Raw genomic sequence first — 16,571 nt, 5'->3', positions numbered from 1 at the left:
CTTTTATTATGCTTTCACCGGCAGGGAAGTTATTTCGTCTTCAGGTACTGGGACTCTGTGTAGCGCTTTCGCTGGGTAACCCAGTCGCGTTGGTTTACGCCGCCGCCGAAATCCAGTTCAACACGGATGTATTAGATATTAACGATCGTAAGAATATCGATCTGAGTCAGTTTACGCGTAGCGGCTACATTATGCCGGGCGTCTATACCATGGTGGTGCACGTCAATAAAAACGATCTGCCGGAGCAGACGGTGACCTTTTTAGCCCCACCCAAGGATCCTAAAGGCAGCGAAGCCTGCCTGTCGCCGGCATTGGTCAAGCAATTAGGGTTCAAAGAAAAACTGCAAAACTCCCTGAGCTGGACGCATGACGGCCAATGTCTTGATCTGCAGCATCTGGCCGGAATGGAGGCGCGTGGCGATCTGAGCACTTCATCCCTGTATCTCAATATTCCTCAGGCCTATCTCGAATACAGCTCAGAAAGCTGGGATCCCCCTTCACGTTGGGATGAAGGTATTCCGGGCTTGCTGTTCGATTACAACGTCAACGCCCAAACGCAAAAGAATCTGAAAGGGGGCGGCAGCAGCTACAACCTGAGCGGTAATGGCACCAGCGGAGCCAATCTGGGTGCCTGGCGCCTGCGTGCTGACTGGCAAGCCAATCTCAACCACCAGACAGGGGCTGACCAGCCGACCGATAAACAGTTCGATTGGAGCCGCTATTACGCCTACCGGGCTATTCCGGCTCTGCGCTCCCGGCTGACGATGGGCGAAGACTATTTGAATTCCGATATCTTCGACAGCCTGCGTTTCTCCGGCGCCAGCCTGCGCTCGGATGACAGCATGCTGCCGCCTAACCTGCGCGGTTATGCGCCTGAAGTGAGCGGCGTGGCAAAAACCAACGCCAAGGTGGTGGTCAGTCAGCAGGGGCGGGTGCTGTATGAAACCCAGGTTGCTGCCGGGCCATTCCGTATTCAGGACATCAACGATGCGGTCTCTGGCGAGCTTGATGTGCGCGTTGAAGAGCAGGATGGCAGCGTGCAGGAGTTCAAGATGAACACCGCCAGTATTCCTTACCTGACACGTCCAGGCACCGTTCGCTACAAGCTGGCAGCGGGCAAACCATCCGAATGGGGCCACCACCTGCGCGGGCCATTGTTTGGCACCGGGGAGTTTTCATGGGGTATCAGTAATGGTTGGTCACTGTATGGCGGCGCCATCAGCGGCGGTGACTACAACGCACTCTCGGTGGGGTTGGGGCGTGATCTGTTGGCGCTTGGCGCGTTGTCGTTCGATGCCACGCAGTCACGCGCAAAATTGCCGGAAGACGGCGTACTGACCGGCGGTTCCTACCGTTTGAGTTATTCGAAAAACTTTGACGACTATGACAGCCAGGTCACCTTCGCGGGTTATCGCTTCTCCCAGGAAGATTTTATGAGCATGGGGGAGTACCTCGATTCGCGTTATGAGGGCGGACGCAGCGGCAAGAGCAAGGAGATGTACACCATCACCTTCAACAAACAGTTCCGTGAACTGGGGTTGAGCACTTATCTCAACTACAGCCACCAAACCTACTGGGATCGCGCTGCCAACGATCGCTACAACCTGATGGTATCGCGTTATTTCGATATCGGTACCTTCAAGAATGTCAGCGCGTCGCTGTCTGCTTATCGCAACCGTTACAACGAGCGTAACGACGACGGGATGTACCTGTCCTTGTCGATCCCCTGGGGCAACACGGGGACGCTTAGCTACAACATGACGGTCAATCGTGATGATAACGCGCATCGCGTGGGTTACTACGACCGGATTGATGAACACAACAACTATCAGATCACTGCGGGTGCCGCTCGCAGCGGCGCGACAACCAGTGGCTATTACAGCCATGAAGGCGATATGGCCCAGATTAACGCCAACGCCAGCTACCAGTCTGGCCGTTACAGCGCCATTGGCTTGGGGGCACAAGGTGGGGTGACGTTGGCACAGGAAGGCGTGGTGCTGCACCGGATCAATACGCCGGGCGGAACCCGATTGTTGCTTGATACCGACGGCGTTGCCGATGTGCCAGTACGGGGTTACGGCAGCACGGTGCTGACCAACCGATATGGCAAGGCGGTGGTAACCGATGTGAACAGCTACTACCGCAACAAGGCCAGCATCGATCTCAACCGCCTTGGGGATAACGTTGAGGCGACCCGTTCGGTGGTGCAAGCAACCTTGACGGAAGGGGCGATTGGTTATCGCAAGTTTGATGTGATTGCCGGTGAGAAAGCGATGGCGATCATCAAACTGGCCGATGGCAGTGAACCGCCGTTTGGCGCGACGGTAATGAACCGACGCAAGCAGGACACGGGGATCGTCAATGACGGCGGCAGTGTCTACCTGTCGGGGATTAATCCGGGTGAAGTGATGACGGTGCATTGGAACAGCGGTCCGCAATGCGAGATCCAGCTACCGGCATTGCTGCCTGATGAGGTGTTGATGAACACGTTGTTGCTGCCTTGTCACCCTTTGGGCACCCGTAAACCGCCTTCGTCACCTGAAGGCATTAAGGCTGCGCAGGTTACGCCTGTTACCTGACCACATTCAGGGTGAGGCCCGCCTCACCGTTTAACCGCCGGTCAGCCAGCTGCACTGGGGCTGGCTGATAATTGCGAAGAAAATGATGAATCAGATGATGACCAAACAAAAAATCTCACTTTTGAGCACGTTCGCCACCGTTGCCGTTCTGTCAGCCGGCACGGTTGTCATGCCCGCTGATGCGGCCATTGCCCTGGATCGCACTCGTGTGATCTTTGACGGTGACCTTAAGACCATGAGCCTCAACATCAGCAACCAGAACAAGCAATTGCCTTATCTGGCGCAGGGCTGGATTGAGGATGAACAGGGCAACAAGATCCAAAGTCCGTTCACCGTGCTGCCACCGGTACAGCGGCTGGAGCCCGGCAAACCGAGCCAGGTGAAAATCCAGGCCTTGCCTGCCGCGCGCCAGCTGCCGCAGGACCGGGAAACGCTTTATTACTTCAACCTGCGTGAAATACCGCCGCGTAGCGATAAGCCAAACACCTTGCAGATAGCGTTACAGACACGCATCAAGATGTTTTATCGGCCGGGCTCAATAGCACCGCAAAAGAATCAGGCCCCCTGGCAGGAAAAACTGACGTTGACCCGACAGGGTGACAAGTACGCGGTGAATAACCCGACGCCTTATTACGTCACGATTGTTGAGGCCAATGCCCGTAAGGATGGGAAGGGGATCGCCGCTTTTGAGCCAATGATGGTGGCGCCGAAAGCCAGCGCATCGTTGAACCTGTCTACCGCGGTGTTAGGGGACAGCCCGGTGCTGACTTACATCAACGATTACGGTGGCCGACCGCAACTGACGTTCCGCTGCACCGGCAGTACCTGTCAGGTTGTGCCTGCCAAAAAATAACCGAAAAACCGCGGTGACTACGGCAAGCAAGGAAGAAACGGTTTTAAAGACAGCGGAGTGAAATAAACCATGCAAGGAAAGAGCCCAATGTTGTCAGGAAAGGCCTATGACCGCTACCAACGCCGCACTATTGGCCTGACGGTACTCGCCGCGCTGATGATCCCGCTGACTGCGGGAATGATTTTAATGCTGATACCCCAGGCGGGTGCAGTGGATAACTGGGACGTGGAGGGGGCCAACGGCACTTTGCACGTCTATGGATCGCTGACCGAGAGCGCCTGCAGTCTGGAGATGGCTACCGCTCGGCAGGAGGTGTGGCTGGGCGAAACCGGAACGGCGCAGTTTCAGCATCCTGGCGATCGCGGCACGCCGGTGGCGTTTGAACTGAGATTGAAAGACTGCCTGCGGGCACCGGCGAGCAACCGGGATGCCTGGACCGGCGCTTTAGCCTGGAGCGGCAGTCAGCCTGCGGTGTCGCTGGCCTTTATGGCACCTGCCGACAGTAACGCGCCGCGCCTGATCAAGGTCGCTGGCGTAACGGGATTGGGGTTGCAGTTGGCGGATGCAACCGGGTTGCCGGTACGGCTCGGAGCCCGTAACAAACCCATCCTGCTGACGCCGGGACAAAACACCCTGACGTACACCGTGACGCCAGTGCGCACCCCGGCAACGCTGGGGGCTGGGGCCTATCGCGCGGTGATCGATTTTCGCCTGTATTACGACTAAACGTTTGAAAACTGTGTGGCTAAAGGGCAAGCGCAACACCGATAAAAGGGAGTGTCATCATGGGCGTGAAAGAAAGGTACTGGCGCAGAGCCGTTAGGCTGGGGGTTGCAGGGGCGATGTTGGCGGGGGTTATCGGCCAACCGGCGGCTGCGGAAGAAAATATGCGTTTTCACGGCACCCTGGTGGCGGAACCCTGCGTGATCCCGCCGGGCGAAGAGGAAATACAGCTAGATTTCGGCACCATTGTCGATAAATACCTGTATCTGAATACCCGCACCCATAGCCAGCCTTTTGCTCTGCATCTGGCCGAATGCGATCTCAGCCTGGGCAATACGGTTTCGATCACCTTTAGCGGTACGGAAAACGCCAAGCTGCCCGGCCTGTTGGCGCTGGACGGCGGCAGTAGTGCATCGGGGGTGGGGATCGGGTTGGAAACTCAAGAGGGCAAAGCGTTGCCGCTCAACAGTGCCAGCGAAAAATTCCGGCTGTCAGCGGGGAGCAACATGATCAACCTGCAGGCCTATGTGAAGGGGGAGCCTGAGGCGATCCAAAACAAGTCTATCGGGCGCGGGACATTCAGTGCGGTAACGACGTTTACCCTGGAATACGAATAGCGATACCGGCGGGTTTTCATTGGTTTTTAGGGTGCGGTTGACGTGTTGCTAAGAAATAAAGGATTAGTCGCCTGTTTCATCGGCTTGCCGATAGTGTCGTGGTGTTACTTCCCCAATATGGGCGGTGTTGGGTTGAGCCTGCCTTTTAATCCGCTGGTTTATGCCGTCATGGCCGTGATGGTGCTGTTGATTTGGTGTGGCAAGCCACGTCGTCGCGGCATCGTTTTCACGCCGACCGCCAGGTGTTTCACGATGGGCGTGGTTCTGTTAGCTGTGCCGCTGGCCTATGGGCCGGCGGCGGGGTTTTCCTCCGCGGCATGGCGTGTTGCGGCTCTGCTGGCCGGCTGGATTTTTTATTGCAGTGGGTTGCAGGTGCGGCTGCCTTTTCGTCTGCGCCAGCCGTTGCTGGTGCTGCTGCTGGCCATCGTTGCCGGTCAGGCCGTTATTGCTGTGTTACAGCTGTTTTTGCCAGCCTGGAGCTGGGTGCCGCTGCGAGGGGCCAGGGTCTACGGCATTTTTCAGCAACCGAACGTGTTAGGCAGTTTTATCGCCACCGGGCTGGCTTTGACGTTGATGCAGTGGCTGTTGCCGGGCTATGCCCTGGTTGCTTCACGCCGAGAGGGCGTCCGCCGAATCGCTCTTTCCTTGCTGTTGGTGTTGTTCTCTGCGGTGCTGGTCTGGATACAGTCGCGCGCTGCCTGGCTGGCAACCCTGCTGGTGGTGCTGGGTTTTTGGGGGTGTTTCCGCCATCACTTTACCCGCGGATTACTGAGCGCATCTCTGCTGATATTGCTGGGTACGGCGCTGGGCGGCGTTGTCATGCTGTGGCCGGAGAGCGCAGGTGGCGTGCGTTACATCTCCCACGAAATGTCCAATCAGGCCCGTTTGGCGATGCTGCAGGACACGCTGAAGATGATCGCTGCGCATCCTTTGTCCGGCTGGGGATACGGCAGTTTTGAGTACGCCTTTCAGCATTTCCGCATCGAACAGGTGCCACCCACGCAGGTGCTGGAAATTGCGCGTCATCCGCACAATGAGATCCTGTACTGGTGGGTGGAAGGGGGCTTGGTCGCGTTGCTGGGCATCAGCTTGCTGATCCTGGGCGGCGGACGATTGCTTTTACAGGTGTTCAGGCATGACCGCCGTGCTTTTTCGACCGGGGCCGCTAATGCCGGTGAGACCAGCGCGCTATGCCTGGCTCTGTTGCCCATGTTGGTACATACCCAACTTGAATACCCTTTCTATCTGTCGGCTATGCACTGGATGGTTTTCTTGCTGTTGCTGGCGATGGCAGACCGCCTTTCTTGCCGGAAAGTTGGCGTCATTATTCTTCCCGCCAGGGGACGGTTGCCGCTGCGCTGTGGCATTGGCGGGTTGTGCATGGCGACGCTTGTGATGATGGTGGCGATTTTCCGCGGGGGTCTTTCGCTGACGCAGGCCGAGCGCAATGGGCTGCGCGATATTCAGATCCTGGACTCGATGTCGCCGATTGCGCGATGGGGGCTGCAGGATCGAGTCAATTTTGATGCACAGACGCATCGCTTACTGACCTACAACACCCGGCGAGACGACAGTGAACTTTCGCGCTATGCCGTCTGGGCTCGTCATTATCTGACGAGGCGAGTTGACGCCAATGTGTACGCCAGTTTGATTGCCATATTGCGTTATCAGCAGCAAACGGCCGAGGCCGAAAAGTATGGTTTTGACGCTGCGTTGTTGTTTCCCGCCGACCCGCGTTTTCGCCGGTCAACGGCAACAACGGGCGAGTAGTCACGGCTGGCTATGGCCGTGCTGGACAGGAATACATCTAAAAAAGGAAGCCGGAAAGATGATGGTGAAGCATATAAATCTTAGTGTCCGAGTGGGGATCTTGTGTCTGGTGGTGATGGGAGCCACGGCATGCCAAAACCCGAAGTCGACTAAACCCCTGGCCGCCGGAAAGACCAGCGCCACCAGTGAGATATCGGAGGAAAGCTTACGTAAACAGCGTGAGGCTGAGCGGCTACAGCAGTGCCAGGAGCAACTGGGCGCACTGCGTAATATCAATGCCAAACAGTTTCAACAGTATAAGCAGGCTTTCGACAGTTTGATGAGTGGCGCTTCGCAGTACGCCGGGGTGCGAACCAAGGTTAATGGCGATACCCAGGAGACCGTGGATGCGCTGTATCGCTATAAAGTGAATTTCCTGTGTGCCGGGGTGAATCAGGCGGTGCTGACGGGCCTGGCCGAACGCGGGGAGTTGGTTAAATGATGCGGGTGTCCCGGCTGGCTTTTTTGGGGTTTGCGGCACTCATGGTCGTGAGTCAGGCACAGGCAGATGAGGGCGTGCCCGCTCTGCTGCAATTTGCCGAACAATACCAACGTCAGAATGTTAAGCCGGAGACGCCAGCGAGCGATAAAGCGCGCAATAGCGAGAAAACGGCTGCGCCGAAAAAGAAAGACGACAGTCCCCGCCAGATAACCAGGCAGGCAGAACACCCGAAAGCCGCTGCTTCGACCGCCTTTACGCTACGCCGGTCGCTGGTGGAGAGTGAACAACAACTGACCCGCCAACAGGCAGAGCTGGATGCGCTACGCCAGGAAATTACCGCGTTGCGTGCCGAGAAACCGCCCGTTAGTGCTTCACCGGTGCCGCCCGACATCTCGCTCTTGCAGCAGTGGTTGGCGGGGCTGAGCCAGGCCTGGCGGGGTTCGCCGGATGCGCAACGAACGGCCTCTTTACTGCAGCAAGCCCAACGGGACACTCAGCAGGCCAGAGAAGCGCAGGTACGGGCCGAGAGTCAATTAGCCGGCCTGACGGCGAAATTGTCCGCTACCGAACAAGCCAATCAGGAGTATGAGCAGAAGCTGGCAGGGCAGCAGCAACAACTGGCGCAAGCGCAGATCGAGGCGACGGAATTAGGCAAACGCCAACGGTGGGAAGTCACGGCAGAACAGTTAAAGGATGAAAAGAATCGCCTGTCCTACGCGGCCGGCAGTGCGCTTGGGCGGGATATTGATGGGTTAATGGCTGAACGCCAGAGCTGGGGCGTGCCGGTAGACCGCAATAGCCTGCTGGCCGGCGTGCTGGATGCGGTTTCCGGTCATTTACTGTTACCCCCCGCAGAGCTTGCCAGGCTGATGGAGAAGGCGGATAGCGCCGCCGGCGCCGCACGAGAAAAACGGGTCAAGGCCCAGGTGCAACAGGATCAGGATTATCTGGCCCGTTTCAGTAAACAAAAGGGTGTTAAACAATCGGCGATGGGCTTTTGGTATCGGGTGGATTACGCCGGTGACCACGAGTTGGCGAAGGATGCGGTGATTGATGTGGTGGTCAAGGAAAGGCTGACCGATGGCACCGTCATCCAGGATATGGAGCTCAGCGGTAAAGTCCTCTCGCAACCGCTCTCTGCGTATCCGCCTTTATTCCGGGAAGCGATTGGTCATCTTCGCAATCACGGTTCACTGACCATGGTGGTGCCACCGGAGTTTGCCTATGGTGAGGCGGGCTATCCGCCGAAAGTACCGCCGAATGCCACCATGGTTTACGAATTGCGTATCGACAATAGCCAGACACCCTAAGGGCGAATACAGCAGTGGTTTGGCTTAATAAAGGCAGGAGAGCCGGCATGAGTTCCATAATGACAATAGCCTTATTTGATAAGAACACTTTTTTCATCAAGGGATTACAGGATGTTTTAGTACAGCATTTCAATTCGTGCGGTGTGCTGGTGCGTATCGTGGATATTGAGCAGGCCAATGAGGCAGATTTGGTGTTTCGCTATTTCTCCCCGGGCAATTTGAGCTGTTTTTGTCAATATGCGTTACCGTCCGCGGGGCGGAAACCCCTGTATTTTGCACTGCGTCAACCGGATAAGCGGCACTCTGCGGCTGCCAGCGCCAGGTGCGTGCTTGAGTCTGGGGTTATCCATCATGATATGCCTGTTTCAGCGGTACTACAGGTGGTTATCGCTGGGCTGGAGCGGCAAAGGTTGTGGCCATTGGACAACCGTAGCCATAAACGCCCTTGCGCCTGTCAAAGGATCCTGACGCTGCGAGAACAAGAGATCATGAGATGTATGAAGTGGGAGTTGGGCGTCACACAAATTGCCCACATGCTGGAGATCAGCGTGAAAACGGTCAGTAATCACAAGATGAGCGTGATGCGAAAAATGGGGTTTCGGCGCAATGCCGAGCTTTATGGCTGGCTGCGCAACAGTACCCGACCTCGGGTCGAATAATCGAACCTGTTCGATGTAGAGTTCATATCTCAGAAAGCAAAAAACCCGCCATAGGCGCAATGCCGATCAGTTAAGGATCTGTTGACCGATCCTTAATCTGCGGCAATATAACGGCTTCCATTACAGGGAGCCGTTTTCTTATGCCACTTCTCGATGACCTGCGCAGATTTTTGCTGAACATCTTCCTGTTGAATGGCTCCAGCATTGCCTTTCTCTGTCTACCCATGCCACCGTCAGACGCCGCCGCCTGCCCGGGGACATGGTGGTCTGGATGGTCGTTTGTATGGCCTTCTTTCGTAATGAGCCCATTACCGATATTGTCCGCCGCCTTAACCTCAGTGCCGATGGCGAAGCCGGCACGCAGCTTCTGGCACGCAGCGCCATTACACAGGCACGCCAGCGTGTCGGTGCTGCCCCTGTTGAATGGCTGTTTCGCCAGACAGCACGAACCTGGGGGACTGAACGCTATCCCAAAGATGACTGGAGAGGATTGCAGCTCTTTGCCGTCGACGGTGCACAACTGCGTACGCCCGATGAACCGGAACTTCGTGCGCATTTTGGTTCCAGTAACACCTCTACAGACCGACAGAGTCCTTTTCCGGTGATGCGTCTGGTGGCGTTGATGAACCTGAGCAGTCATGTTCTGCTGGATGCGGTCACCGGGCCTTACCGGTGTAGCGAGACCCGGTTGGCGCATGACCTGATTAAGGCGTTACCGGATAACTCCATCACCCTGTTTGATAAGCTATTTTTTAGTGCGGATTTACTGACAGGGGTGAACCATGGCGGCGAAAATCGCCACTGGCTACTGCCTGCCCGCAAAGGGATGGTCGCAGACGTGCAGGAAAGCTACGGGGCGGGCGACCGTCTGCTAAAAATGAAAGTCTCTGCGCAGGCTCGAAAGCAAAACCCGGCCCTTCCTGAGTCCTGGTATGCCCGGGCGGTCAGTTACGATATCGGTGGTGTGGAGAAAACCGTGCTGACTTCATTGCCTGCGGATCGTTATCCGGCCAAAGCGGTGGCGGAGCTTTATCATTCGCGATGGGAAATCGAAGTGGGTTTTCGCAATATCAAAAGCAGCCTGCAGAGTAATGCGATGGTGCTGAGAAGCCGCAAAGTGGAGTTGCTGCATCAGGAAGTATGGGGGTTGTTGTTGGCTTACAACCTTATCAGGCGGGAAGCGGCGCTGACGGCAAAACAGTATAAAAGAGCGCCGTCGGAGATGAGTTTAAATTTGCTTTTGGGTAATAGCGACGGAACTGATAGTGCTGGGTAATACGGTATCCCCCGGAACGATACCGAAACGGCTGATGCACCTGAAGGGGAGTTTGGAGGCGATGTTCATAACAAAACGCCCCCGACCATCAAGGCCGAGGGCGGTTAAGATATCAAAAACCCGTTATCCGGTGAATCGTTATGCCTCACCGCTTAAGTGAACGGCATTGCGCCATAGGCGGGTTCTTTTAAATAGGGTGCCCGGACTCGGAATCGAACCAAGGACACGGAGATTTTCAAAACTCGTGTCAGTTTTGACTCCTGGAAATGGCAACGAGAAAAGAGACTATTGTGGGTCATCAACGACCACTCAGCACCGAGCAGAGGCAGCAGGCCATCTATTACCTGGACCAGTCGGGGCCATTTTTTGTTGACTGCTTCATATGGCAAGTGAAAGAATCTGCCATTAAGTGTGTTTGTGGTTTGAAAGAAATCTTTATTTCCTGGTTACATTGGTGAACGTTGTTCGCGGCGGGAAGCTTAGCTCACTTCAGCAAGTCGGCCTTATATTTCGTGGGAATATGTAGCTGTTAATTTAACGTGGTTGTTTTATGAAGGATAATGGTGCTATGACGGCTTCTGTCATTCCGCAGTACAAACCTTTAATCGCGGAATTTAAAGATATTGATAATCTTTCCTCTTCGGACTTTGAAATTTTCGTCCGCGATTTGTTTGTTGCATCGGGATGGACCGATGCCGAAATTACCCAAACAGGCAAAGAATTCAAACACGGAGATGGCGGGGTCGATATTTTCGCCTGGAAAGGGAAGCGAAAGTTTGCCATTGAGGTGAAACAGCGCCAGCTGGGTACGACAGTGGATGTGAAGGCCCTTAATCAACTAGTTACCGGCGCTACGCTGGCAAATGTTACCTATAAAATTTTGGTTACCAACTCCTGGTTTACCTCTGAAGTGAAGGCGCGGGCGTTACGACTCGGCGTTGAGTTGATAGACCGGGATGAGTTGCAAAATCTGTGGGTCATTAAGCATTCCGAGATTGGCCGTGACATTAAGCCGCGAACTTATCAGCAGGATGTGATTAACGAAGCCCTTGCACTTCATGCGGCAGGAAAGTCAAAGCTGCTGATTGAAATGGCGACGGGATTAGGCAAAACCTATACCGCTGCCCACTTAATTAAGCGCTTAATTCAAAAAAATAGCCGCAGGCCAAGAGTGTTATTTCTTGCACATCAGGTCGAGATTTTACTGCAATCAGTTACCGCATTTAAAAACGTTTTGGGTATTGGTAACTTCAGTTTTTCTGCCTGTTTCGGCGGCACACATCCTGAAGACACTGATTTCGTCTTTGCGTCATTTGATACGCTCTATAGCAAACTCGATGCGTTATCTGCAGGGGCATTTGATTACGTCATTGTCGATGAAGCCCACCATACGCTGGCAAAGACCTATTCTGCGGTGGTGTCGCTTTTCCAGCCGCAACTCCTGATTGGCCTCACCGCGACCCCGTACCGGACGGATAATCGCGATGTAGTGAGCTTCTTTGGTGGTGCCGATGGTCATATTGGTAAATTCGATCTGGTTTGGGCACTCAAAAATAAAAAACTGGCATTCCCCAAATATCTTGTCCTGCTTGACGATCTGGATCAGGATAAGATCGACCAGCTTGAGAGCGGTCTTTCTCTATCCGATATTGATAAACTGCTTTTTTTGCATAAAAAAGATCATGAGATTGTCCGTCTCATCGACAAAACAGTGACCGAGCAGGGGATAGAGAACGTAAAAGGGATTATCTTTTGCCGGAATATCCAGCATATGAATCATCTTATTGCGTTCTTTGAGCCCGGCACAGCCACCCTTGTGCATTCAAAAATGTATGACCAGGAACGACGAGAAAATATTCGATTGTTCAGGGAAGGGGATTATAAGTACATTTTGGTGTGCGACCTGTTCAATGAAGGTATTGATATTCCAGAAACCAACCTATTGATCTTTATGCGTTATACCGGGTCACGTACAATCTGGTTACAACAGTTAGGACGTGGGTTGCGCAAAACGCCAAATAAAGAGTTTGTTCATGTATTAGATTTTGTTGGATCCCTTGAGCGGTTGAATGAGATTAAAGGCCTGGCAAAAGAGATTGAACAGCAGCCAAGGTATCACGGCAGTACTATTGATGATCCGGAGGAGATGGACGCACCTGGGGTTTATCATGACACTTCACTGGAGGTGCAATTCAGCGCAGAGGCGGCGAAAGTACTGGCTCTCCTGGAAGAGATGAAAATGCAGCTTAATAGCCGCGATGTACTGCTGGATAAGTTGCGCCGATATCGCGAAAAAAATGACGAGTTACCCTCCATTGCAAAACTGGAACAAGAGTTAGCTGACATTAGCCTTGATCAAATTGCCACCCATTTCGGCTCTTATTTGAGCTACCTGACATCCGCATTCAATGAAGACGTGGATATTCCTTCCATGCGCACGAGACTGATTGAATTTCTCGATACCTTTATCGGGGAGAACAACATGGCACCAAGTTTTTACACGATTTCATTGAATTTCGGCGTGAACCCGTTGTACGAATTCAGTGAAAAAGAGATTCAACAGCTTCTGCCCGATTACGACAACCTTGTCAGTGCCCGAATTAAAGTGGCTGACTCGCAGGTCGAGAGTGATATGCCGGTGAAGGAAGTGGATGTTTGTCCATGGATCGAAACGTACCGGGGAAAACCTTTGAACCTTGTCAGTTTTAAGCAATTACCGCCGGATGTGCAGAAACAGATTAAGAACAAGTATCAATCGGCATTCGTGTTTCTCAAAAAGCTAAAAGACGCGCTTTAATATGGAAAAAATTGACTTCGTTGTAGATCAACATCAGCTCGGCCGAGCTCTAAATAAACTCATCCATAACCTGGTTGAAGAAAGTCAGCTCACGCCCGGAGAAACGCTCAGTGCCTGGGAGCTCTGTGAAAAACTCAGCATGCAGCAATTCATGGCATTGAAGAAAAATGTCTATTTTGCAGATTTGCTGCGAGCAGTAGATATTTATCCCCCTTCGGGACAGAAGCTTTCAGTAGATGATGAGGAAATCAGGCAAGTTGAAACTGAGGTTGAGGAAAAGCCGGAAATAACGAGTGATGAACCGGTGATGGAATGTCTTCAGATCCCTGCCTCATCCACCTTACTTGACGCGATTCAGTTGCCTGATAGATTTATGAAATTAATCAAGCGACTAAAAAACATACACTTGGTAAACCCCGATTTTGGGCCCGGAGAAACCTTCGGCGAACTCATCGCGCTAACAGTTCATGAGCTGGCTGCACAGCCCGGAATCGGGGCACTATATATTGATACTTTTAAAGAATTGCAACAGCTGGTTCAGTCTGCACCTGCCGTTGAGGCTATCGGCACGACTCATACGGGCATTGATTTCGCGAAGGTGGATAGCAGCCAGATGCGGTTGAGCCTTGCGGGCGTGGAAGCTAGCTATACCAAAGCACTGGAAAAATTTGGTCGCTATCTTAAAACGGAAGATATGGGCGAGATGTTGCAGGCTATTCTGCATGCCGAACATGAGCAATTAGTAGCCATTCCGACCTGGGGAAAAGGAAGTATCACACAGTTATTGGCATTTAGAGACAGATTACGGGAAGAGATTATCGCTATTCAGAATGGTGACATTGACTACCTGGCGCTTGAATCCGTCTTGATCGTTCCAAAACGACTTATAAACTGCACATTGAATAAACTTGAAGCCGTTTTACTGGAAGATATCGAATCTTACTTCGATAAAAGCAGTGAAATGAAGGTCGACATTGCCCAACGTCGCTGGGGGTTTGTTGAAGAAAAAAAGACCCTCGAAGAGATCGGGGCCGATTACGTCGTATCGAGAGAGCGAATTCGCCAAATTCAGGCCGATATCAGACAAGAATTCCTTGGGCATATGCGTGTCAGTCAACCATCGGTTTGGGAGATATTGGAGCCTGAGGTATCGCCGGATCTTAGTGTGAAAATGCAGACGCTTTTTTCCTGTTTCTCCTCTGAACGTGACTTCTTCGAATTTCTGGATATGGTGTCAGGGCAAACAGAGCTCATCACTCATGTCTATCCCGAGATTGACAAAGCGATCCTGAATACCTACTTTGCCGAGAATGGCGCACCCATCCACCTTGACGACATCCGGGAGTTTATCCCCTCTGTCTGCAGCATCGAAATACCCTACGTTGACAATGCGATTCGTCATCTTGCGCAACAAGGCGCCATCCAGCTTAAAGATGAGAACGTCTACCCCCTGCAGCTGAAAAAAGCTGAAGCTAGTGCCTGCGTGCTGATTAAACACCAAAAAGGTCTACCTTGGCTGGATATTGCGAAATTAATCAATGGGAATAATTATTCGCGCAGCCCTGTTTACGAGGACCGTCTGGATCACGAAGCGTTTAACCAGCCTGAGTATATCTATCTGTCCGGCAAGGGGACCTACAAGCACACCTGTTTTATCGATGTCGATGCGGCACAGATAGACGACATTTTTCTGGAAATGATGGAATACGCCGAGAAAAATTCCCGTTCGGTGTTCCACCTGAATGAGTTTTACCAGGCCTCGCGCAATCTGAAAAAACATGATTACTATGTCATTCGCCATTTTGTGAAACATTTCGGCGAGGATTACGGTTTTTACTTCGACGGAAAATCTCAGGCAGATTCGATAGGGCTGGAGAAAGGTTTTAAGAACATCACGCAAAAGGACGTCATCATCGAAGCGATGAACAACAGTGATAAACCGCTAACGAAACCTGAAATTGCCAATTTGCTGAAGAGTAAAAGCCTGGCACATGCGTCGTTTTATCTGGATGACATGATTGAGAGGGGAAATGTTGTTCAGGTGGGCCGTATGCTCTATACCACACCAGCCTGTGCCTATAAAAATATCGTCATCGACGACTATGTCGCGGCCCTTCATGCATTACTTCTGCATTTTGGTAAGCCAGTAGAGCCCTCTATTTTTAAAGCACAACTGAACATGCAATTTGAGCGAAGCTACTCGAAATATTTCTATGCTTCTCTTGCTCGGTTAAATGCTAAAGCACAAGGCTGGCACCGCAAACATAGCCTCTATTCGGTCACGGAGATTCCTTTTAGCAATATATCATCGGCAATGGACATGCTCTGCGATCCTGGGGCTCCCTTGCAGCAGAATATTGATGCCATGCAGGCAAATATCGCCATTACACGTGAAACGGCTGCAATTGCCATTCAAAACTGGCGCACAGCACGATCTATGGTCAACGACTAACAAAGCGAGGGGGGCCAGGGCCTCCTTCCTCTTTATGAAGCTGTAAGTATCCCTGCAAAAGGAACTATCCACTTTGAGATAGTCTCTGGCACTCCAACTTCCGCTTATGGCACATAAGCGACACTCAACCTGAGTAACGTTAAGAACAGGAAAGTGTCAGTTCCGAATTTCTGTACATTAGTAAGCGCTGCAGAGATATAAACGTCGCCATTAACATCACTTACTGGAGGCTTAACAGTGGCGGGGAGTCAGTTGGTTGAAGGAGGGATCATAACCTATTTTATTGAGAACCTTGAACAAGGTCGGGAATCCTTCCCGGTATTTGGTGTTTATTGCAGTTTGAAGGCCAGTAGACGTTGGCACTGTAATCGGAAGGGTAGGGAGTCGCTAAAGAGAAATGCTCAGGTGGGATGGAAAGGGCTGAGCAAGCGGCATCTGCGACCAGAACACCCAGAAATCTACCAGGACCCCAGAAAGCAAAAAAACCGCCATAGGCGGGTTCTTCTAAATATGGTGCCCGGACTCGGAATCGAACCAAGGACACGGGGATTTTCAATCCCCTGCTCTACCGACTGAGCTATCCGGGCAACGGGGCGCATTTAACCCTATTGGCCGGAAATCGTCAATCGCTTTCTGTCACAAAGCCGATCGGTTGCTCTATTTTCATGCAATGGCAGGTGGGGCTGGCGGGATACTGGAACCTGGTATGGCAATAAATATGCAAAAAATCCGTCTATTTATACCGTTTTGATTTTTCTGGTGTTTATTTTTAATTGATATTTAACAATGAGTTATGTGTTATCCTTTCATCATTAAATCAGCATAATTGTTACTTGAACCTCATAAAAAAACATGCAATCATTGCGCAAATTTTAGCAAGCTACGTCCCCTAACGGCGTTGGTGCTCATTTAAGTCAGAGGGTTGCAGGCATGACTGGTTTTGTTACTCAAGCGTCACTGCGCACCAGACATCAAATGATGCCGTCACTCCGCCGTTACCTTTCCCGAACGCAGTCCGTCAAAAACACCCAGCCTGCCATGCGGTAAGGCTACC

General features: G+C 52.5%; 10 protein-coding genes, 1 tRNA gene and 1 pseudogene. 11 read left to right on the top strand and 1 reads right to left on the bottom strand.

Going from position 1 to position 16,571, the window contains the following annotated elements; translation table 11 throughout:
• Window positions 1-8 precede the first annotated feature (8 nt).
• The 11 genes and pseudogenes from QOT07_RS21355 to QOT07_RS21305 all read left to right on the top strand — a co-directional run bounded on the left by QOT07_RS21355 (window position 9) and on the right by QOT07_RS21305 (window position 15,517).
• Window positions 9-2,579, top strand: coding sequence for an outer membrane usher protein (locus QOT07_RS21355; RefSeq protein ID WP_099063350.1), 2,571 nt, complete (start codon window positions 9-11; stop codon window positions 2,577-2,579).
• A gap of 85 nt (window positions 2,580-2,664) precedes the next feature.
• Window positions 2,665-3,432 (top strand): fimbria/pilus periplasmic chaperone, encoded by a 768-nt coding sequence (locus tag QOT07_RS21350; RefSeq protein ID WP_232519076.1) that lies wholly within the window; start codon window positions 2,665-2,667, stop codon window positions 3,430-3,432.
• An 87-nt stretch (window positions 3,433-3,519) separates the two neighbouring features.
• The gene (locus tag QOT07_RS21345) at window positions 3,520-4,158 is read left to right on the top strand and encodes a fimbrial protein (RefSeq protein WP_283603880.1); all 639 of its coding nucleotides are present in this window, start codon (window positions 3,520-3,522) and stop codon (window positions 4,156-4,158) included.
• 59 nt (window positions 4,159-4,217) lie between these two features.
• Window positions 4,218-4,772, top strand: coding sequence for a fimbrial protein (locus tag QOT07_RS21340; protein WP_099063353.1), 555 nt, complete (start codon window positions 4,218-4,220; stop codon window positions 4,770-4,772).
• Window positions 4,773-4,814: 42 nt separating this feature from the next.
• The gene (locus QOT07_RS21335) at window positions 4,815-6,542 is read left to right on the top strand and encodes a PglL family O-oligosaccharyltransferase (protein WP_346823191.1); all 1,728 of its coding nucleotides are present in this window, start codon (window positions 4,815-4,817) and stop codon (window positions 6,540-6,542) included.
• A 58-nt stretch (window positions 6,543-6,600) separates the two neighbouring features.
• Window positions 6,601-7,023 carry a hypothetical protein gene (locus QOT07_RS21330; protein ID WP_099063355.1) on the top strand — a complete coding sequence of 141 codons (423 nt, stop codon included), beginning with the start codon at window positions 6,601-6,603 and terminating at the stop codon, window positions 7,021-7,023.
• Window positions 7,023-8,333 carry an FKBP-type peptidyl-prolyl cis-trans isomerase N-terminal domain-containing protein gene (locus tag QOT07_RS21325; protein WP_430523295.1) on the top strand — a complete coding sequence of 437 codons (1,311 nt, stop codon included), beginning with the start codon at window positions 7,023-7,025 and terminating at the stop codon, window positions 8,331-8,333. The genes QOT07_RS21330 and QOT07_RS21325 overlap by 1 nt, the downstream gene beginning before the upstream one ends.
• A 47-nt stretch (window positions 8,334-8,380) precedes the next feature.
• Window positions 8,381-8,992 carry a response regulator transcription factor gene (locus QOT07_RS21320; RefSeq protein ID WP_283603878.1) on the top strand — a complete coding sequence of 204 codons (612 nt, stop codon included), beginning with the start codon at window positions 8,381-8,383 and terminating at the stop codon, window positions 8,990-8,992.
• 166 nt (window positions 8,993-9,158) lie between these two features.
• Window positions 9,159-10,428 (top strand): annotated as a pseudogene (locus QOT07_RS21315) (IS4 family transposase).
• 408 nt (window positions 10,429-10,836) lie between these two features.
• Window positions 10,837-13,065 (top strand): DEAD/DEAH box helicase family protein, encoded by a 2,229-nt coding sequence (locus QOT07_RS21310; RefSeq protein ID WP_207977597.1) that lies wholly within the window; start codon window positions 10,837-10,839, stop codon window positions 13,063-13,065.
• 1 nt (window position 13,066) lies between these two features.
• Window positions 13,067-15,517, top strand: a complete 2,451-nt coding sequence (locus QOT07_RS21305; RefSeq protein ID WP_207977518.1) for a sigma factor-like helix-turn-helix DNA-binding protein — start codon at window positions 13,067-13,069, stop codon at window positions 15,515-15,517.
• Between the two features lie 511 nt (window positions 15,518-16,028).
• On the opposite strand, the gene QOT07_RS21300 is transcribed toward QOT07_RS21305, so the two are convergent.
• Window positions 16,029-16,104: transfer RNA gene (locus tag QOT07_RS21300), tRNA-Phe, on the bottom strand.
• Window positions 16,105-16,571: the final 467 nt, after the last annotated feature.

This window comes from Serratia proteamaculans (assembly GCF_949794035.1).
Lineage (GTDB): Bacteria > Pseudomonadota > Gammaproteobacteria > Enterobacterales > Enterobacteriaceae > Serratia > Serratia proteamaculans.
The sequence above is the reverse complement of the archived record's forward strand: the minus strand, read 5'-3'. Positions and strand labels throughout refer to the sequence as shown.